Source organism: Arsenicicoccus piscis (genome assembly GCF_022568835.1).
GTDB lineage: Bacteria > Actinomycetota > Actinomycetes > Actinomycetales > Dermatophilaceae > Arsenicicoccus > Arsenicicoccus piscis.
Window position 1 is genome coordinate 258,377 of the sequence record NZ_JAKZHV010000003.1, and the last position, 18,206, is coordinate 276,582.

The 18,206-nt window shown below is 68.4% G+C and carries 18 protein-coding genes; 8 read left to right on the forward strand and 10 right to left on the reverse strand.

Translation table 11 applies throughout. The features are described from left to right. Positions 1-30: 30 nt before the first annotated feature. The 4 genes from MM440_RS07065 to MM440_RS07080 all read left to right on the forward strand — a co-directional run bounded on the left by MM440_RS07065 (position 31) and on the right by MM440_RS07080 (position 3,254). Positions 31-276 carry a type II toxin-antitoxin system Phd/YefM family antitoxin gene (locus tag MM440_RS07065; RefSeq protein WP_241443616.1) on the forward strand — a complete coding sequence of 82 codons (246 nt, stop codon included), beginning with the start codon at positions 31-33 and terminating at the stop codon, positions 274-276. Then, entirely contained in the window at positions 273-452 is a 180-nt protein-coding gene (locus MM440_RS07070) for a type II toxin-antitoxin system YoeB family toxin (protein WP_241443617.1), read from the forward strand. Before MM440_RS07065 ends, MM440_RS07070 begins: the two co-directional genes overlap by 4 nt. 154 nt (positions 453-606) lie before the next feature. Beyond that, entirely contained in the window at positions 607-1,815 is a 1,209-nt protein-coding gene (locus tag MM440_RS07075; protein ID WP_241443618.1) for a glycosyltransferase, read from the forward strand. Between the two features lie 62 nt (positions 1,816-1,877). Continuing rightward, the gene (locus tag MM440_RS07080; protein ID WP_241443619.1) at positions 1,878-3,254 is read left to right on the forward strand and encodes an ArnT family glycosyltransferase; all 1,377 of its coding nucleotides are present in this window, start codon (positions 1,878-1,880) and stop codon (positions 3,252-3,254) included. Here the strand turns inward: MM440_RS07080 and MM440_RS07085 are convergent, their stop codons facing one another. The 3 genes from MM440_RS07085 to MM440_RS07095 are packed head-to-tail and all read right to left on the reverse strand — an operon-like array spanning position 3,255 to position 5,285. Beyond that, positions 3,255-3,938, reverse strand: a complete 684-nt coding sequence (locus tag MM440_RS07085) for a hypothetical protein (RefSeq protein ID WP_241443620.1) — start codon at positions 3,936-3,938, stop codon at positions 3,255-3,257. Next, a complete protein-coding gene (locus MM440_RS07090) occupies positions 3,935-4,429 on the reverse strand; it encodes a DUF2505 domain-containing protein (RefSeq protein WP_241443621.1) in 495 nt (164 codons plus the stop codon). The genes MM440_RS07085 and MM440_RS07090 overlap by 4 nt, the downstream gene beginning before the upstream one ends. Beyond that, on the reverse strand, positions 4,407-5,285 hold the full coding sequence (locus MM440_RS07095; RefSeq protein ID WP_241443622.1) for a MerR family transcriptional regulator: 879 nt from the start codon (positions 5,283-5,285) through the stop codon (positions 4,407-4,409). The genes MM440_RS07090 and MM440_RS07095 overlap by 23 nt, the downstream gene beginning before the upstream one ends. A gap of 125 nt (positions 5,286-5,410) precedes the next feature. Between MM440_RS07095 and idi the strand changes: the two genes are divergently transcribed. From idi to MM440_RS07115, 3 genes are read left to right on the forward strand one after another with little or no spacing between them, the layout of a single operon-like run. Then, the gene (idi, locus tag MM440_RS17280) at positions 5,411-7,201 is read left to right on the forward strand and encodes an isopentenyl-diphosphate Delta-isomerase (RefSeq protein ID WP_338155616.1); all 1,791 of its coding nucleotides are present in this window, start codon (positions 5,411-5,413) and stop codon (positions 7,199-7,201) included. Continuing rightward, on the forward strand, positions 7,186-8,667 hold the full coding sequence (locus tag MM440_RS07110; protein WP_241443623.1) for a phytoene desaturase family protein: 1,482 nt from the start codon (positions 7,186-7,188) through the stop codon (positions 8,665-8,667). Before idi ends, MM440_RS07110 begins: the two co-directional genes overlap by 16 nt. Further along, entirely contained in the window at positions 8,664-10,499 is a 1,836-nt protein-coding gene (locus MM440_RS07115; protein ID WP_241443624.1) for a DUF5914 domain-containing protein, read from the forward strand. The genes MM440_RS07110 and MM440_RS07115 overlap by 4 nt, the downstream gene beginning before the upstream one ends. On the opposite strand, the gene MM440_RS07120 is transcribed toward MM440_RS07115, so the two are convergent. The 4 genes from MM440_RS07120 to MM440_RS07135 all read right to left on the reverse strand — a co-directional run bounded on the left by MM440_RS07120 (position 10,474) and on the right by MM440_RS07135 (position 13,399). Then, positions 10,474-11,913, reverse strand: coding sequence for an FAD-dependent oxidoreductase (locus MM440_RS07120; RefSeq protein WP_338155617.1), 1,440 nt, complete (start codon positions 11,911-11,913; stop codon positions 10,474-10,476). The genes MM440_RS07115 and MM440_RS07120 overlap by 26 nt on opposite strands. 86 nt (positions 11,914-11,999) lie before the next feature. Then, positions 12,000-12,728, reverse strand: coding sequence for a class I SAM-dependent methyltransferase (locus MM440_RS07125; protein WP_241443626.1), 729 nt, complete (start codon positions 12,726-12,728; stop codon positions 12,000-12,002). After that, positions 12,721-13,062 (reverse strand): lycopene cyclase domain-containing protein, encoded by a 342-nt coding sequence (locus MM440_RS07130; protein WP_241443627.1) that lies wholly within the window; start codon positions 13,060-13,062, stop codon positions 12,721-12,723. The genes MM440_RS07125 and MM440_RS07130 overlap by 8 nt, the downstream gene beginning before the upstream one ends. Then, positions 13,055-13,399 carry a lycopene cyclase domain-containing protein gene (locus MM440_RS07135; protein WP_241443628.1) on the reverse strand — a complete coding sequence of 115 codons (345 nt, stop codon included), beginning with the start codon at positions 13,397-13,399 and terminating at the stop codon, positions 13,055-13,057. Before MM440_RS07135 ends, MM440_RS07130 begins: the two co-directional genes overlap by 8 nt. Before the next feature lie 151 nt (positions 13,400-13,550). Between MM440_RS07135 and MM440_RS07140 the strand changes: the two genes are divergently transcribed. Beyond that, positions 13,551-14,822, forward strand: coding sequence for a cryptochrome/photolyase family protein (locus tag MM440_RS07140; RefSeq protein ID WP_338155625.1), 1,272 nt, complete (start codon positions 13,551-13,553; stop codon positions 14,820-14,822). Between the two features lie 13 nt (positions 14,823-14,835). Here the strand turns inward: MM440_RS07140 and MM440_RS07145 are convergent, their stop codons facing one another. From MM440_RS07145 to MM440_RS07155, 3 genes are all read right to left on the reverse strand, one after another. After that, on the reverse strand, positions 14,836-16,269 hold the full coding sequence (locus tag MM440_RS07145; protein ID WP_241443630.1) for a tryptophan-rich sensory protein: 1,434 nt from the start codon (positions 16,267-16,269) through the stop codon (positions 14,836-14,838). Positions 16,270-16,274: 5 nt separating this feature from the next. Continuing rightward, positions 16,275-16,691, reverse strand: coding sequence for a CPBP family intramembrane glutamic endopeptidase (locus tag MM440_RS07150; RefSeq protein ID WP_241443631.1), 417 nt, complete (start codon positions 16,689-16,691; stop codon positions 16,275-16,277). A gap of 183 nt (positions 16,692-16,874) precedes the next feature. Continuing rightward, positions 16,875-18,136, reverse strand: a protein-coding gene (locus tag MM440_RS07155; RefSeq protein ID WP_241441902.1) for an IS3-like element ISTesp3 family transposase whose coding sequence is annotated in 2 segments (ribosomal slippage) — positions 16,875-17,788 and positions 17,788-18,136 — 1,263 coding nt in all. Because the reading frame shifts where the segments join, the coding sequence is not laid out codon by codon here. Positions 18,137-18,206 lie beyond the last annotated feature (70 nt).

Sequence of the window (18,206 nt, forward strand, 5' to 3'; positions counted from 1 at the left end):
CGAAGGCGCTAGATCCGTTGAGGAGGGCTCATGGCCGTCACGGTCAGCAAAGCACGCAAGAACCTGTTCCGGCTGATCCAGCAGGTCAATGAGGACCGCGCACCCGTCGATATCACGTCCCGCAACGGCGACGCGGTCCTCATGTCCCGCGCCGACTATGACGCTCTGGAGGAGACCGCACACCTGCTGCGGGTCCCCGCGAACGCACGGCACCTGCTCGAGAGCCTGCAGCAGGCCCGAGCCGGGAAGCGCGCCGAGCACGACCTGATGCAATGAGGCTCGCCTTCACCCCGATCGGGTGGGCGGACTACACCTACTGGCTGGCCGCAGACCGGCAGAACCTCAAGCGCATCAACCGGCTCATCGACGATTCCCTACGCGATCCCACGCTGGGGATTGGGAAGCCCGAACCGTTGCCCGTCAGCGACTTGCGCCTGGGGACCCACTGGTGAGCCGTCTCCGGGGTCGTGACACCGGAGTCTCCGGCCATCCCGGGGCTGTTCAGGAAGTCTCAGGGCCGCTGATGTGGAACAGTGTCAAGATGCCCATGGCCGTGAGTCGTCGATGCGAGATCCCTGGGTCCGGCACCTGGAATCGGCGACGCGTGTGAGGGTAGTCCTGGTCGCGGTCGGCAGCCGCGGCGACGCGGTCCCGTTCAGGGCGTTGGCGAGGCGTCTCGTCCGCGATGGCCACGAGGCCGTCCTGGTCACCCACGCACGGTTCATCGGTGAGGTCTCGGACGGCGTCGTCGAGGTTCCCGTCCACAGTGACCCGGACGAGCTTCTGCAGGGCCCCGCTGCGCAGGCTCTGCGTCGCGGTGACTTGCGAGGGCTCAACCGCAGCCGCGACCTCTTCGCGGCCTTCCTCGAGGCGTGCGCCGCACCGGCGACGGCCGTACTGCCCGGGGCGGACGTGCTGGTGGCATCAACGTTCGCGATGGCGGCTGCCGACGAGGCGTTGAGACGGTCGGTGCCAGTGGTGCGCGCACACTTGTGGCCGGAAGGCTCAGGTGCCACCGGGACGCTGCCACTGCTGCCCTACAGTTGGGTACTCCCTGGGGCGGGGCGTCGGGTCGGACGGCGCGCCCAGTCGTTCATCGAGCCTCTGCTGGCCGGAATGGACGGGTGGTGGGAGCGGGGCCGGCTTCACGTGGTGCCGCGTCGCCGGGTCGGCTTCACGACTAACACGGCCGGCACGATGCTTGCCGTTAGTCCCACCGTAGTGGCGTGGCAGGGGAGCGATGCGGCTGTCACCGGCTGGTGGGTCGATGCGGATCGCCGGACGGTCACCGCCCCCGTGGCGGCAACGATGGCAGATGGGCACGACTGGCTGTACGTCGGTTTCGGGTCGATGCCCCAAGCCAGCCAGGAGCGCTTGGCAGAGATGGTGGACTGGGTGTGCTCACGGCTCGGGGTCAAAGCGGTGCTGCAGATCCCCGGTGCCAGGTTGTCGAGCTCTGAGTCGGTGATGCTGATCGGACATGAGCCGCACCAAGATCTGTTCCCGCGGGTCCGCGCTGCCGTGCATCACGGCGGTTCCGGCACGACGGCTGCGGTCGTACGGGCCGGCGTGCCGTCGGTGGTCGTGCCGCATGTCGCTGACCAATTCTACTGGGGTCATCGTCTGCACGTGCTTGGGGCGGCGCCGCGGCCACTCCCGCGGCCGGTGCTGACGAGACTATCCCTGTTGCGGGCGCTACAGCAGGCGCTGACGTCCCAGATGGCAACCTGCGCTGGCCGGCTCGGGGCCCAGGTCCGCGACGAGGACGGCACGGGTGCGGCGGTCTCCTTCGTCGAGCGGGCGGTTCGTGGATGACGGGGTGCCCGCGAGCAGGGGAGGCCCGCGGCCTCCTGCGAGTTTCCTGGTTGCCCGCGGCGATGGTGCTCGTCGTGCTGTTGCTCGCCTCCCCCTGGTGGGGACCTCACGGCGACGAGCTGTATTTCCGGATGCTGCCGGCGCAGTGGTGGTATGAGGATCAGCCGCCGCTGACTGTGTGGCTATCCGGGCTGGCGGCCCACGCCAGCGATCAGTTGTGGGTGCAACGCATCCCGGCCGCCGTGTCGGCGTCGCTCGGGGCGGTCGTTGGCGCGTGGGGTGCGCAGACGTTGGGAGGCTCGTCGCGAAGTCAGCGACTGGCAGCCTGGTCCAGTGCCTTCACAGTATATCCGCTTCTGATCGGCCACGTTTTCGTGACGGCCACCCTCGACCTGTTGGCCTGGCAGGTGGTCATCGTCCTGTCTTTGCGGGCGCTACGGGAGAGTCCGACCTGGTGGGTCGCGGTCGGTGCTGTGGCGGGTGTCTCGTGCTGGAACAAGCTCTTGGTCCTGGTCCTGCTCGCCGCCGTCGCCATCGCTGCGGTCCTGATCAGCCCGCGGGCCCTCATGAACAGGTGGGCGTTGTCCGGGGCGGCGGTGGTGGGCCTCATTGGGGGCCCGCAACTGCTGGCCCAGGCGGTTCATGGGTTCCCGATGTCCGTGGTCGCCAGGACTTTGGCCGGCGAACATGCGGCATCGGTCCGGCTTTTGGTGCTACCCATGCTGGTGGTGCTGGTCGGGCCCGGGTTGTTCGCCGTCTGGCGCACGGGATTGGTGCAACCGTGGTCGCGTCCAGGTAATGAGGAGATGCGTCTGGTCAGTCTCGTCGTGATCGTGATGCTCGTGTGGACCGTCGTCATTCCCTCCCAGCTGTACTACCCAGCCGGAGCAGCACTGCCGGGCCTATGGGTGGGGTGGGTGCTCCTGGATCGTGCGTGGCAGCAGGGCGCGAAGCCGTGGCGTCCCCGTCGTACCCGGGCCCGGGTGGTGGCCAACGGCGTTGCCTCGGTCATGATCTGTCTCCCCGTGCTCCCGACATCGGCGGTGGTGACGCGATTGGTTTCCCGGGTCAACCCGATGGTGTCCGACCAGCTCGGGTGGGCCGATACCGCGCAGATTGTCGACCTTGCTCGGGGATCGGAGACGACGGTGGTCACCGACTCCTACCCGGTCGCCGGAGCCGTCGACTACTACCTGCGTGGCAAAGGGGTCCGCGTCTATTCAGGGCACAACGCGTTGTGGTCCCTCGGTCCGCCGGCCTCGCAGCGCGTGGTGCTGGTGGGGCCGATTGCGCGAACGATGACGGATTGGTTCGTCAGTTGCCAGCCGGTCTCGGCGCCGCCTGCGATGTCCGGGCGATCGCCGGTGATGATGGCCATCTGCGACACCCCACGCCGAGGCTGGGCCCGAACATGGCCACAGTTTCGCCGCTTGGGGTGATCAGCCGGCGCGGTCGCGGCCCGTGGACCGGGGCAGTGTGGCCGTGACCATGGCGTGCAAGACGGCGATGTCGCAGGCTAGGGCGAGCAGCAGCAGGAGCACGGCCATCATCTCGGCGGGACCGTAGGCGATGACCTCACCGCCTGGGACAAGATGTTCGGCGCATAGCACGAGGCACCCGCTGGTCAGGATGACGCGGGGCCATCGGCCACGTTGTTCGGCGTGCGTCCGCGGGCGGATGCCGGTGATCAGCAGCCCCAGCGCTGGGACGGGCAGCGCGACGACAGCGGCCATCATGTGCAGCGGGTGGTTGAGGTTGTTCGGGGTGACGCCGAGAAGGATCAGTCCGAGTCCGAGGACGGCCACCCCCCCGGCCAAACGGCGTCCCCAGCCATCACGGAGGGTCCAGGCGGCGGTGATGGTGGCCGACCCGGCCACGATGCATCCCATGTTGAAGACGAGCCATCCCGGTGAGCAAACCCATCGCTCGTTCCAGGTGCGGCAGGACCCATCCCCTAGGTCGCTGATCATGTTGGTGCCCCACACGAAGGTTGCGCCGGGTTGCCGGATGCCGTAGACGAAAGAACCGATCAGCGCGAGGAGCGCGACGAGCAGCAGGGCGGATCCGGTGTTGACGGCGGCTCGAGCCGGCTGTGCCGACCTTGCTGCGGGGTCGTCGATCACGGCGTCCGGTAGGCCGACAAGGCCTGGGCTTGGTGTTGCAAGGCCGGGCCGAGGTGGCCGGTGACGGATCGTTCGATGGCCCCAGCGAGGATCGGCACGTCCGCGACGACGGTGATGGTGTAGCTCAGCGTGCTCGTCCGTGGACCGGTCGGTGTCAAAGCGGCGTCGCCCCAGGCGCGACCCGGGGCGAGGTGCAGCTGCACCGATTGGGTGCCGGCGGCCTTGTCAAGATCCCAGGTTTCGACGCGGTCGATGCGCACCGGCGAGCTGATGAGTGCGGACTGGACGACCGCCGGCAGCCATGCCGCCGGTAGGACGCTGCGGTTGCGGATGATGAGGGTGGACCGGTCCAGGCAGTGGGAGATCAGTCGTTCGCTCAGACCGGGCGTGAATTGCCCTCGCCACCGAATGAATTCAGGGTCGGCCAGGAGCGCCAGGGCCTGCGGGACGCCCACGGCGACGTCCAGGTCAACGGCGAGGCGAGCGGTCACGACGTCGAGCCTGCGCGGGCCGGAGGCGACGGACCGCCGCCAGGATGTTGTGTCCGAGCCGGGTCGCCCCGGCGGGGGCCCGGTCCTGGTAGTGACCGCCGACACCGATGGGCGTGTCGGGTACCGCCAGTTGGAGCTCGGCGACAGTGGTGGCCACGGGGTCTATGTCGGCTTCGGTCGGCATGGCGATGATGACCCACATCGGGCGCCGTGACAGGGCGGCATCGACGTAGGACGCCGGCGGGGTGTCGGCGCCCAGATAAGTCGTCGTAAACCCCGCGCGGCGCGCGAGTACCGCGAACGACAGCAGGCCCATCTCGTGGAAACAGCCTGAAGGCAGGCCGAGCACGAGCTCACCGATGGGGTCAATCGGAGAAGCGTCGATGTAGGCCGCTGCCAGGCGTTGCCGCACCCCGGTCGAGACGAGATTCGCTGCGGCGACCCCGATCGTGCCGTCCTTGCATTCGTCCCCGATGCGAAGCACCGCAGGCATCAGCCAGGAGTCGATGCTGTCCTCCAGACTGCTGGGGCGCAGCGCGTGGTCAAGGCAGCGTTCGACGGTCATCACGTCCATCCCACGGGCCGCCTCGAGCAGGTCCTCGACCGACGGGCGGTCCGTGCCTCGGTGGTGCAATGCCAGGATCTCCGATTCGAGGGACGCGGCCGCGTTCGACGGGCTCCAGCCCGTGTCGAGCAGATGCGCCATGCGACGCAGGATGTCGATCGCGGCGGGGCTGTAGAGCCGGTAGCCCTTGGGGGTCCGGGTCGTCAGGATCATGCCGTACCGCTTCTCCCAGGCGCGCAGAGTAGCTGCCGGGATGCCGGTCATCTGAGCGGCTTTGCTGATCGTGAACATGTCTGACCCCTGACCGAGCTGGCGTCTCACGCCAAGGCTTCGCGGCGTCTCTTGACCGTTGTCGCACGCCAGTCTAGGGTTTAGACAATCCTTCGACAAGGGTAGCGCGCGATTGCTTGTGCGCCTTGCAGCGGATCGACGTCATTCCGATGACCCGCTTGAGTGAGTGTCGCTGGGTGCTGAATGTGCTGACCGACAACGGTATTGAGGACGTGCTGTCCATGTGCAGCAGAGACGAGTCGCCGACCATGACGCAGGGATCCGTACAGCACGACGGGAGTGCCATCATCTGCGATACGGCGGACGTCGTGGTCCTGGTCGACGACTTCGCGCAACCCGTCGGGACCGCCCCGCGCGCCGGCGTGCACACCACGACAACACCGCTGCACCTGGCGTTCTCGGTCTATTTGATCGACGGCGACGGGCGCGTACTGCTGACGCGTCGAGCCCTGTCGAAGGCGACCTGGCCTGGGGTGTGGACGAATTCGTGTTGTGGGCACCTTCGCCCCGGGGAATCGGCGGTCGAGGCCATTCATCGTCGAGTCCCTGAAGAGCTCGGCGTCGACGTGACCGGGCTGCGTCCCCTGCTGCCGGACTTCCGGTATCGCGCCATCGACGCCAGTGGGGTCGTCGAGAACGAGATCTGTCCGGTCTTCATCGGGCAGATCAATGGGACCGTGACGGTGGACCCCGACGAGGTGATGGAGACGACGTGGGTCACCTGGGAGGAGTTGGCGACGATCGCTGCCTCCACACCCAGGCTGCTCAGCCCGTGGTGTGCCGCCCAGGTGGCCTCCTTGGGGGACCTCCGGTCGGTGACGGCATCGTGGGATCCCAAGGTGGGCGTGCCGATGCTGGCTGACACCTTGAGCGCGGTCGACGACCAGTTGCGTGAGGCTTGCGCGCAGGTCGAGCAGACCTGGAGCGCGGTCCTGGCCGGGCACAGCGACCCGATCTTGCAGGGGGAGGACCTGCCGTCCTGGCTGGGTCGTCTGGTGATCGGTCACGGCAAGCGGATCCGTCCCAGCATGTGCCACTGGGGGTTTGTGGCCGGCGGCGGTCGTGCAGGCACCCGGGGCGCCGGCGACATGGTGTCAGCGGCGGCCGCGTTGGAGACGTTGCACTGCTTCGCGCTGATCCATGACGACATCATGGATGAGTCGGATCTGCGCCGCGGTGAGCCCAGCGTCCACGCTCTGGCCGGTCGCCGGCACCGACAGAACTCAGGAGTCGGTTCGTCGGATCAATACGGTCTGAGCATCGCCATCCTGCTCGGCGACCTCGCCCACCATGTCAGCGAGCACCTTGCGGCCACGCTGCCGCCGGCGCTGCGCGCCGTCTGGCAGGACCTGACCATCGAGCTGATCGCCGGTCAGCGCGAGGATATCTGCGCATCTGCCAGCACCGATCTGGACGCCCGACGGGCCGCCCGGATCGCGGCCATCAAATCCGGGGCGTACACGATCGCCCGGCCCCTGCAGCTTGGCGCAACCGCCGCCGGCGCGTCCGAGGAGGTCCACCGCGCGCTGGCTTCGTACGGCCATCAACTGGGGCTGGCGTTCGCCCTGCGAGACGATGTCCTGGGGCTGTGGGGTGACCCTATGCTGACCGGTAAGCCGGTCGGCATCGACTTGGCGCAACGCAAGCCGACGGTGCTGTGGGAGTACGCCACCGAGAACCTGACCGGCACCCCGGCTGATCTGCTTCGTCTCGTCGGTTCCCCTGAGTCCACCCAGGCCGACCGTGACGAATTGCTGGTCAGATTCGACGACATCGGGGTTCGTGCGTGGGCGGAGAACCAGATCGCCGAGCACGTCGATCAGGCGTTGGCCAAGCTGGACGCCGTCCCGTTGCCGGGTGACGCCCATCGGGGTCTGGTCGACATGGCGGGTGTCATCGCGTGGCGGCAGGCATGAGTCGGGTCATCGTCATCGGGGCCGGGCTGTCCGGGTTAGCAGCTGCCTGCCATCTGACCAAGGCCGGACACCAGGTCACAGTGATCGAACGGGAGGCCCATCCTGGGGGCAGGTGCGCCCACGCCCGCATCGACGGCTTCAGCTTCGACACCGGCGCCACCGTCCTGACGATGCCGGATCTGATCGACGAGCCGCTGCGCGCCGTGGGCAGCAGCGTCGCTGAGGCGCTGACGCTGACCCGGCTTGACCCGGCCTACCGTGCCGTCTTCGCGGACGGGTCGCAGCTGATGGTCCGCCACGGTCGCGACGCCATGCGCGAGGAGATCGCGCGCGAGTGCGGCCCCGCAGACGCGGCGTCCTTCGACGACTTCGTCGACTGGCTCGCTGCGTTGTACCGCACCGAGATGCCGAACTTCGTCGATGTGAACTACGACTCGGTGATCGGGTTGGCCCGGCACCCGGCCGCCATGGCGAATCTTGTTCGTCTGCGAGGGTTCTCACGGTTGGGTACCCAGGTCAGGCGGTGGTTCTCCGACGACCGGCTGCACCGGTTGTTCTCTTTCCAGGCCATGTACGCCGGGTTGGCCCCCTCCGATGCGCTGGCCATCTACGCCGTCATCACCTACATGGACAGCATCGAGGGCGTCTGGGCGCCGGCGGGCGGGATGACGGCCGTCCCGGCAGCACTCGCCGACGCCGCGGCTGCGGCGGGCGCATCGTTCCATTACGGACAGACCGTCACCGGGTTGGTGCGCCGCAGCGACGGCCGGGTGGCTGGTGTCCGGATCGACGACGACCGCCAGCTCATGGCCGATGCCGTGGTGTGCACGATGGACCTACCTGAGGCCTACCGCATCCTTCTGCCAGACGCCCAGCCGCCACGGGCGTTGACGCACGGACTGTTCTCCCCGTCGGCGGTGGTCTGGCACGTCGGGGTGCGCGGAGTCCCGCGGCAGGCGCACCATCACAACATCCACTTCGGTCAGGCCTGGGATGAGTCGTTCGACGACCTGCTGCGGCACGGCACGCTGATGCGTGACCCGTCGCGACTGGTCAGCGTCCCGTCACTGACCGATCCCTCGGTCGCCCCGCAAGGGTCATCGAGCCTGTACGTTCTGGAGCCGGTGCCGAACCTGCAGGTCGGCACCATCGATTGGGAGCGACACACTGACGTCATGCGCGAGGGGCTCTTGGCCTTCCTCGACCAGGCCGGGTATCCGACCGACATCGTCACCGAGTCCCTGGACACGCCGGAGACGTGGCGAGACCTCGGCCTCGAATACGGCACCCCTTTCGCGCTGGCCCACACCTTCACCCAGTCGGGTCCGTTCCGGCCCGCCAACCACACCCCGTCGGCCCCCGGGCTGTTCTTCGCCGGCTCCTCAACGGTCCCTGGCGTCGGGGTGCCGATGGTGCTCATCAGCGGCAAGCTCGCCGCCCAACGCGTCGGAGGCTACCTGTCATGACCGCTGAAACCGCGTCGAATGATGTTCTGGCCCAAGGTTATCGGCGGGCTCGAGCGATCACACGTCAGCATGCCACCACCTACTTCTGGGGTACGCAGCTACTGGACAGTGCCAAGCGTCCTCACGTCTACGCCGTCTACGCCTTGTGTCGTCTGGCCGACGACATCGTGGACAACCCGCCGACGCCGGGCATCGACGCCGCCACGGCTTTACGTGACTTCCACGAACGGTTCATGGAGCATGTGCGGGGGCAGGACGCCACCGACCCGGTCCTGGCGGCCGCCGCGAACACGGTTGATGTGACCGGCATTCCGCTGGCCTGCTTTGATCGCTTCTTCGCGGCGATGACGCTGGACCTGACTCAGACGACGTGGGACTCCTGGGAGCATCTGCGCGATGAGTACATGGAGGGATCGGCCGCGGTCATCGGGGAGATGATGCTGCCCGTCCTGCGGCCGCTGACACCGCAGGCGCTGCACCCGGCGCGCAACCTCGGGCTTGCTTTCCAGCTGACCAATTTCCTGCGGGACGTCGGTGAGGACCTCGACCGCGGCCGGTTGTACCTGCCGGCTGACGAGCTCGCCGCGTTCGGCGTTGACCCCTGGGCTCGGTCCGTTACGCCGCAATGGAAAGCCTTCCTCGCCAAACAGATTCAGCGCAACCGCGCCCTCTACGCCGACGCCGAGACCGGAGTGGCGATGCTGCCGCCGGACGCCGCCCGCTGCGTCGGTGCCGCGATCGCCATGTATCGACGGATCCTCGTGGAGATCGAAGACGCCGACTACGACGTGTTCACCCGCCGCGTTCGAGTCCCCGGTGCCCGAAAGACCGCGCTGGTCACGACGAGGCTGGCCCGCAGCGCCCTACCCGACATCGACTCCCCGCTACGAGTCAGTCACCAGCCCCCGCCACAGCAACTGGAGTCGACGTGGCGTGAGGCGATGATCCCCCGGATCGAGGAGGCGCTGCGCCGAAGCCAGCAACGCGATCCCGGCGGCTGGCACGTCATCGGCGCCAGCACCGACATCGGCCGAGCTCGTAGTGAGCTGCGCGTCATCTCCGGGCGGGAGATCACCGTGTGGCGCGACGGCGCCGGCGCGCTGCGCGCGGGCCCGGGCGCCTGTCCGCACATGGGTGCCGCGCTGCAGCACTGCCCGGTCGCCGGGGATCAGATCCTGTGCCGCTGGCACGGGCTCGCGCTGCCCCATCGGGGGTTGGGCTGGCAACCGATCCCGGCCTACGACGACGGGGTGCTGGTCTGGGTGAACCTGCCGACGCCCGGCGAGGTGACGACCTCGGCCCCGGTGGTGGCGGCACGGCCGCCCCTGGACAGGTCGGTGATCGCTGTGGTGGCTCGGCCCGCCGTGTGCGAGCCCCAGGACATCGTGGCCAACCGGCTCGACCCCTGGCACGGGTCCTGGCTGCACCCGCAGGCCTTCAGCCACCTGCGGGTCGACGAAGCGGCCAGCACCCCCGACCGGCTGGTGACCGAGGTAACCTTCCGGCTCGGGCATCGCTTCGGTGTGCCGGTCGTCGCGGAGTTCTCCTGCCCCGACGCGCGGACGATCGCCATGCATATCACCGACGGCGAAGGCACCGGCAGCGTCGTCGAGACCCACGCCACGGCGCTGGGAACGGCCCACGACGGGCTGCCGCGGACCATGATGACCGAGGCGACGATCGCGTATTCGCCGCGCCGCGGATTCCAGGCGTCCCGGCCGGCAGCGCCGCTCATCGCCGCTGGGATGCGGCAGGTGGCGCGTCGTCTGTGGGACGACGACCTGGCCTACGCGCAGCGCCGGTATCTCATCCGACGCTCAGCCGATTTCTGAGGCGGGGCAGGACGCCCGTCAGCGGCACCGTCCACAGGTCGTGACCGGCCAGCCCCCACTGGCTCAACAGTTCGTTCGCAGCCATGAAGCCGGTCGTCGCGGCCCGCTCCATGAGGGCGACCGGCAGCTCACAGCGCACCCAATCCCCGGCCAGGACGATCCGTCGGTCGGGGGTGCGGACACCGGGCCGGTCCCGCCACGGCGACGGGTCGATCAACGGGCAGTCGGCTGCGATGATGAGCTCGCGGTCGAGCACCGTCATCGACGACGTCTCGGGAAAAACCTGTTCGAGATCGCGACGCAGCAGCGCCGCCACGTTGTCGGGGTCGCCCGCCTCGGGGCGGCGCGCGCTGTCCAAGGCGTAGGCGTGAAGCTCAAGCACCGACCCGCCGTGGTCGGCGGCCCACCTGGCCGCCCCGGCTTCGAACCGCTCGAGGACGGTGACGTTGTCCAGGACCTGGAAACCGCCGGTCCCGGTGAAGGCGGGCCGGTCGGGGTGAACCGGCTGATCGCACCACAGCCGGAGCACGGCGAACGGTGGGGAGGTGCGCAAACGGTCGACGCGCTGTGCCCACGGGGTGTCGGCGGCCGGGGTGGTGGTGACCAATCGGCGGGTCGTGGCCGGGTCGGCAGCCAGGACCACGGCGTCACCGACGAGGTCCTGCCCGTGATCGAGGTGGATGGTGACCGGTCCCTCGACGTCGATCCCGGTCACTGACTCACCGGTCCTGATCGTGACGCCCAACCCGCTCAGGTAGGACCCCAGCGGCGCCCACAGGGTCCTGTCGTAGTCGTCGATCGGCACGTCGAACAGCAGGCCTTCGGCGGACCCGGTGAAGTACGTGTGGAACATCGCCACCAGTTCACCGGCGGCGAAGTCGTCGGGGTGGGCGAAGAACGACCGAGAGAACACCTCCAGAGCCAGGTGCCTGGCGCCGGGCGGGAAATTGAGCCGGTCAAGGTAGCCGGCGGCGCTCTGCCCGTCATACCGGGACCAGGTCTGCGGAAAGTCACAATCAACGAGATCCAACGCGGCACGCAGGTCGACCGCCGTCAACGCGGTGAGGGGGAAGGACGGGCTGCGCCGGACGAAGTCGATGATGCTCCACGGCGGAGTCGCCGCAATCTTGGAGAAGGAGTCCACGGTGCCGTCCGCGTGCACGAGGGGGTAGTCGGCGACAGCCCGGAGCCGGTGCAGCCCGGGGTCGGTCCGTCGCAGCAAGGACCTGAGGTTGTAGTACTGGCGGAAGAACGCGTGGAAGCCGCGGCTCATCGTCCGCGCGCCGTCGATGGGCCAGGACCGGACACGACCGCCGAGCTGGTGCTCACGCTCGACAATGGTGACCTGCACCCCGCGCTCGGCGAGTCCGCACGCGGCGGCCAAGCCCGCGATGCCGCCACCGACCACGATCACACGCCGGGGCGCCTCATCACTCCAGTGACCCGGGCTGCCGGGCAGGCGGCGGGCGGCGTGATCCCGGCCGGGCCGCCACGGCCGACTCATCGAGGCCGCCGGGCGACGACGGTGTGCAGCACCCCGCGGGTCCACCCCCGCGTCGGGTAGATCTGCACCTCGACGAAGCGGGCCTGGTGCAGCCGCCAGGTAACGGTGTCCAGGGTGTCGAAGTCCAGCACGCTGCGCCAGAGGTAGCGGTACAACCCGAAACCGCCTCCGGTCAGAGTCCCCAACGGGATGACGACCAGCCAACACACGATGCCCCAGATCGCGATCGCGGCGGGACGACCGGCCACCGAGTACTCATGCAGCACGCACCACCCGCCCGGGCGCAGCTGATCGAACACACTGCGCAGCAGCGAATCCCGCTCACTGTCAGGCACATTTCGCAGCAGGTAGGCCATGAACACTCCGTCGACCTCCTGGGTGGCACCGGTCAGCGCAGGCAGGTCCTGTGCTCGCCCCTGCCGGAACCGCACCCCCGCCGGCCAGGTCTTGGACACCGCCCGATCGAGCATGCCCTGGGAGGCGTCAATGCCGGTGATCGTGCCGATCCCCGGCCCCAAAGCCTGCACCAGCGCCTTGGTCGACGCGCCGGTCCCGCATCCGAGGTCGATGACGTCGGGGCCGGCGCCCAGGCCGCGCAGCCGGTTGGCCAGCTGCCGCGCGGCCGCGGCCAGGCTCGCGTGATAGCCGGGGTTCGAGGCGACCAGGACGTCGTAGCGGCCCGCCCCCGCATCGAAAGCGCGTGTCACATCGATGTGGTCAGCCACGGTCCGACGTCCTTTCGTCCTGCCGAGGGTCAGCGGGTGCCGTCAGGTGCACCCAGAGCACAATCGTGGCGGTCACCATGGAAAATCCGAAGGCGAAGTCCTCCACCGGGATGTCCCATGGTGCTCGAAGGCCGAGCATGTGGGACGGGGAGTATTCGACGATCGGGGCGGTCAGCTTCGTCAACCAGCCGTCGACGAGGCATTGGAAGAACGCGACGATCGCCATGGCCGACCAGAACTGTCGTCGGGAGGTGACTCGGGTCCGCAGGATCCGCCGGTCCAGCACCAGCACGACGCCGACGCTGAGGATTGACAGCACGGTGTATTCAGGCATGTGGGCGTCGCTCCCGGCGTCGGGCGAGCCGGCGACCGACCGAGCCCACAGCCTCGTAGGTCAGCAGACCGCAGATCGGGATGACGATGAAGAAGACCAGCTCCTCCACCGGCATCAGGCCGATCCGCCATCCGGTCACGAATTGCGGGTTGTACGACCAGTGCTGGCGGATGATGCCGACGACGTCCCAGACAACGAAGACGATGACGACCGGTGTTAGGGCGGCGAGCAGCGCCACCGGACGTCGGTAGACCCGGGCGCCGAGCACCCACTCCAGGGGCAACGTGATCAGGACGCAACCGCCCATGAGCAGCAGGTATTGGAAACGGTCATCCATAGGACAGTCTCCGCACGTCCGGGGTCCTCTGACAATCGCAGGCCCAGGGCACAAGCTCCGCAACGACTCGCACGGACCCGACCACGCGCCTCCCGACAGAGCCAGAGCAGGGCGCCCAGACACCTAACGTGACGGTATGCCAGTGCGAGTCATGTGGTTCTGGCGAGATCTTCGGCTGCGCGATCTCCCGGCATTGATACGTGCCGGCGAAAACGCTGACGTGGTGCCGTTGTTCGTGCTCGACCCTCGGCTGCTGCGCAACGGCGAACCGACAAGCGTGGTGGCCGAGCTCGTGCGCGAGGTTCGTGCCGACGAGGTGCACATCAGCACGGAGACGACCCCGTACGGACGCCGACGTGACGACGCCGTCGCCGCGTCGTTGTCGGCGGCCGGGGCGCGCCTCATCGCCACCGGATCTCCGTACGCCATCGGCCCGGGCACCTTGTCGACCAAGGCCGGCCCCTATCGGGTCTTCACCCCGTTCTCCCGGTCCTGGCGAGACCACGGGTGGCCGGCCCCGGCGCACGGGGCACAGCCGACATGGTTCACCGGCCCACGCAGCGACGCCCTGCCGACGCCGCCGGCGACCGAGGTCCCCGTGCCGGAGTGCTCGGAGTCGGCTGCACTGCACCGCTGGGCCGGCTTCCTCGAGGGCGGACCACGTTTGATGCTGGCCTCCTACGGCACCGCGCGGAATCGTCCGGACCGGCCGGGCGCCTCCCATATGTCGACGGGCCTGAAGTACGGGACAATCCATCCGCGCACGATGCTGTTCGACATCGCACGCCACGAGGCCGCCCACAGTGCCGGCGCCGAGCGCTACATCACAGAGTTGTGCTGGCGGGAGTTCTACGCCGATGTCCAGTGGCACCACCCGGCGTCCGCGGGGAGCGACTACCGGCCGTTGCCGGGGATGCAGTACGACGACCTGACCGGTGACACCGCGGTCCTGGTCGAGGCGTGGTGGGCGGGCCGCACCCGGTTCCCCCTCGTGGACGCGGGCATGCGACAGCTGCTGACCGAAGGGTGGATGCACTACCGAGTCCGCATGGTCACCGCGTCCTTCCTGGTCAAAGACCTGCACGTATGGTGGCCCGCCGGGGCACGCCACTTCCTGGCTCACCTGCGTGACGGCGACATCGCTTCGAACAACCACGGGTGGCAGTGGTGCGCCGGCACCGGCACGGACGCCGCGCCGTACTTCCGCTTCTTCAACCCGGTCGCCCAGGGCAAACGCTTTGACCCGAACGGGGATTACGTGCGCCGGTACATCCCCGAACTGAGGCACGTGCCCGGTGCCGCGGTGCACGAACCGTGGGCGATCCTCGACGGCTGCCCGCACGTTTACCCCGAACCAATCGTCGACCGCGCCAAACAACGACGCGAAACCCTGGCCCGCTTTGAGGAGGGCGGCGGCCGGTGACACCGGGGCACCGTCACCGGCGCCCGGCATTACGCCGCCAGACCTCGGCGCTCAATGCGGTGGAGAAGACGCACCACGCGGCGTACGGCGTCAACGCGCGACGGTGGCTGGGGCCCGCTTTCCCCGCCGCTCGGGCCAGGTCGATCGAGCTACCGGCGAGGGCAGTGGCCCAGCCGGTCGCGGCAGGCAGGCTCTTGGCCCGGAAGAACACCCAACTCCACCCGGTGTTCAACGCCAGATTGACCCCCAACCGGGTCCAGTAGTCCGTCGCACGGTGTGAGTCCTCCGGCGTGTCGCGATCGATAAAGGTGGTCACCGCCGAGGCGGACGTCCCAGCGATCGAGGCGTACAACCCGGTCCACACGACCGGAAACACCACGCCCGGCGGTTGCCACGACGGCAGGTCCAACGACCGATACCAGCGCGATGTCGGGTCTGAAGCGATCGACCCCGCGACGGCAGCGGCCGCAACCGCGGCACCGGCGACGGCAAGGTTTCCCGGCCCGGTGGACGGCTCGGCCGTCGCCATGGCCCGGTGGACGGCATCGTCGAAACCGGTTGGCCCGCCCGGCAGTTCAGGGACAAACCGATCGATGTCGTGTTCCTTGCACACCACCTCATGGACCAGGCTCCCGACCAGCGGGCGGGCCACACCCGCCGACACCGGCGTGACCAGGCCGATCCAGAGCCCGGCCAGCCCGGGCGTCAGAACCGGCACGGTAACCACGACACGGGGTCGCATCTCCATGACCGTCGCGAAGCGCTTGATCATCTGGGCGTAGGTCAGTACGTCCGGGCCGCCGATGTCGAAGGTGCGATTCACCTCGCGGGGCAGCGTGGCCGCCCCGACCAGGTAGTGAAGGGCGTCGTCGATCGCGATCGGCTGGATGCGGTTGTTCAACCACGCCGGGGCGATCATCGCCGGGAGCCGCTCGGTGAGGAAGCGCAGCATCCGGAAGGACACCGATCCCTCGCCGAGGACGACTGCCGCCTGCAGCACCGCGGACGGCACCTCCGACGCCAAGAAGATCTCGCCGACCTCCACACGTGAGGCCAGGTGCTCGGACAGTTCACCGGAGGGGTGCAGGCCGGACAGGTAGACCAGTCGGGACGCGTCGGCCCGCTCAGCGGCGCTGGCGAAACGGGCGGCCAAATCACGATCGCGGGCCCGGAAGTCCCCCTTGCCGTCCATCGAGTGCAGCAGGTAGTAGGCGACATCCACACCGTCCAGGGCGCGGTAGAGGTCGTCGTCCTCACCGGCGTCGCCCGTGACGATGTCGACAGCGTCGTGCCAGGGCCGGTTCTCCAGTTTGCTGGCGTCGCGGGTGAGCACCCGCACCCGCCAGCCCGCGTCGAGCAACGGCTGCACCAGCAGGCCCCCGATGTAACCGGTGACCCCGGTCACGAGAGCCAGCCCGTGCTCGGGCATAGAAGACGGATCGGTCATGCGACTCACCTCAGTGCGTCAAGGATGGCGGGCAGAAGGAACAACATGGACCCCGACCAGCCGATGTGCAGCACGATCGGGCCGAGGATGCCGCCGGTGACGCGGCGCTGCAGGCCGGTCAGCAGTCCGAGCACGGCAGCGGCGAGCACCAGCAGCGGGACACCCGCCCCGATGGTGGTCAGGGTGTAGATGATCGTCGACAGGATGACGGCGTAGCGGCGCCCCAAGGCGGCGAACAGCGCCCCTCGAAAGTACAACTCTTCACCGATCCCGTTGACGACGACGATCAGGAAGACGACCAGCAGCGAACCGTAGCGCGCATGGTTGAGCAAGCTATCAACCGGCTCACGCAGGGCCGGGATTCGTGAGATCGCGACAGCGCCCGCGCAGAACACGACGACCAGTAGGGTCGCCAGGGCCAACGCCTGAACGACGGGTCGGGCATTGGAGCGACCCGACCGGGTCCAGGCGCTGCCTAGGTGCAGCGGCCCTGAGATAAGAGCCCCGCAGATCCACACCCCGGCCAGCCCGAACGTTGCCCAGTAGAACAATGGATCACCGGCGGGAATGGGGCCTTACCCCCGGATCTTGGACACGGGGTGTGATTACGCGGCGGTTGGCAGCGTAGCGGCCCGGCGGGCCTCGTAGGTGGACGGGGAGAGGTAGCCGCACCAGCTGTGACGGCGGCGGGTGTTGTAGCGGACGAGCCATCTGAAGACCTGCCGGCGGCAGGTCAGCTCGTCGGGCCAGCAGGCGGTGTCTTGGAGGACCTCGCGCTTCATCGTGGCGTTGAACGACTCCGCGAGTGCGTTGTCGGCCGACGAGCCGACGGCGCCCATCGACTGGGTGACGCCGAACTTCTTGCAGAGCTGGGCGTAGGCCTTGGAGCAGTAGACCGACCCGTGGTCGCTGTGGAAGATCGCGCCCTTGAGGCTGTCTCGGGTCGCGGCCGCGACGTTCAACGCTTCCTCGACGAGTTCGGTGCGCATGTGGTCGGCGATCGCCCAGCCGGCGAGCCGTCGGGAGTAGCAGTCGATCACGGTCGCCAGGTACAGATTCGTCCCGTCCGCGAGCGGGAGGTAGGTGATGTCGCCGACGTAGCGCCGGTTGGGGCGCTCGGCGGTGAAGTCGCGCTGGAGCAGGTCGGGGTACTTCTGCCCCGACGGCTCGGGGATCGTGGTCCGCACCCGCCGCCTCTTCACATAGCCACGGATGCCCTCGGCCCGCATCACCCGCGCGACGCGCTTGTGGTTGACCCGCTCACCGGCAGGGGTGTTGTCGTTGAGCTCGGCGGTGACCCGCGGCGCACCGCAAGTGTTGTCCTCGGCGTGGACGGCCCTGATCCGCTCCGCGAGCTCGGCATCGGCCCGAGCTCGCTCTTCGCGTGCCGGGGCTGCCTTGAGCCAGGCGTAGTAGGAGGAGCGCTCGATCTCGACGAGCTCGCACAGTCGCTTCACCTCGAAGGTGGCGGAGTTGTCGGCGACGAACTGGAAGCGACTCACCAGCGCGTCTCCCCGGCGAAATACTTGGCCGCCCGCTGCAGGATCTCCCGCTCGGTGGTGAGCTTGGTGGTCTCGGCCCGCAGCGCCGCGTTCTCGGCCTCCAGTCGGTCGATCTTCTGCTCCGGCGTCTCACCTTCGGGCGCCGAGGAGTTCTTCCTCGACGGCCTGGACTGCAGTGGGCTGGAGGTCAACGTCCCGTCAGCAGCGGTCTTCTTGCCGGTCCCGTAGACCTCGAGCCAACCCCGCAGCGTGCCACGCACGATGCCGAGGTCCTCGGCGATGCCGCGGACCGTGGCACCCGGGGTGGACTCGTACAAGTCGACGGCCTGACGACGGAACTCCTCGGAATAGTTCTTCCTAGCCATGATTCTCGGATCATCTCGCTTCCCCAGCACCACGTGCTGGATTCAGCGTGTCCAAGAACCGGGGTCAGGC

Coding starts and splice junctions, on each gene's coding strand:
- MM440_RS07095 (WP_241443622.1), bottom strand. CDS start 5,285: ATGTTCACGATCAGCAAAGCCGCTCAGATGACCGGCATCCCGGCAGCT.
- MM440_RS07145 (WP_241443630.1), bottom strand. CDS start 16,269: ATGACCGATCCGTCTTCTATGCCCGAGCACGGGCTGGCTCTCGTGACC.
- MM440_RS07070 (WP_241443617.1), top strand. CDS start 273: ATGAGGCTCGCCTTCACCCCGATCGGGTGGGCGGACTACACCTACTGG.
- MM440_RS07130 (WP_241443627.1), bottom strand. CDS start 13,062: ATGCCTGAATACACCGTGCTGTCAATCCTCAGCGTCGGCGTCGTGCTG.
- MM440_RS07080 (WP_241443619.1), top strand. CDS start 1,878: ATGGTGCTCGTCGTGCTGTTGCTCGCCTCCCCCTGGTGGGGACCTCAC.
- MM440_RS07115 (WP_241443624.1), top strand. CDS start 8,664: ATGACCGCTGAAACCGCGTCGAATGATGTTCTGGCCCAAGGTTATCGG.
- MM440_RS07135 (WP_241443628.1), bottom strand. CDS start 13,399: ATGGATGACCGTTTCCAATACCTGCTGCTCATGGGCGGTTGCGTCCTG.
- MM440_RS07065 (WP_241443616.1), top strand. CDS start 31: ATGGCCGTCACGGTCAGCAAAGCACGCAAGAACCTGTTCCGGCTGATC.
- MM440_RS07140 (WP_338155625.1), top strand. CDS start 13,551: ATGTGGTTCTGGCGAGATCTTCGGCTGCGCGATCTCCCGGCATTGATA.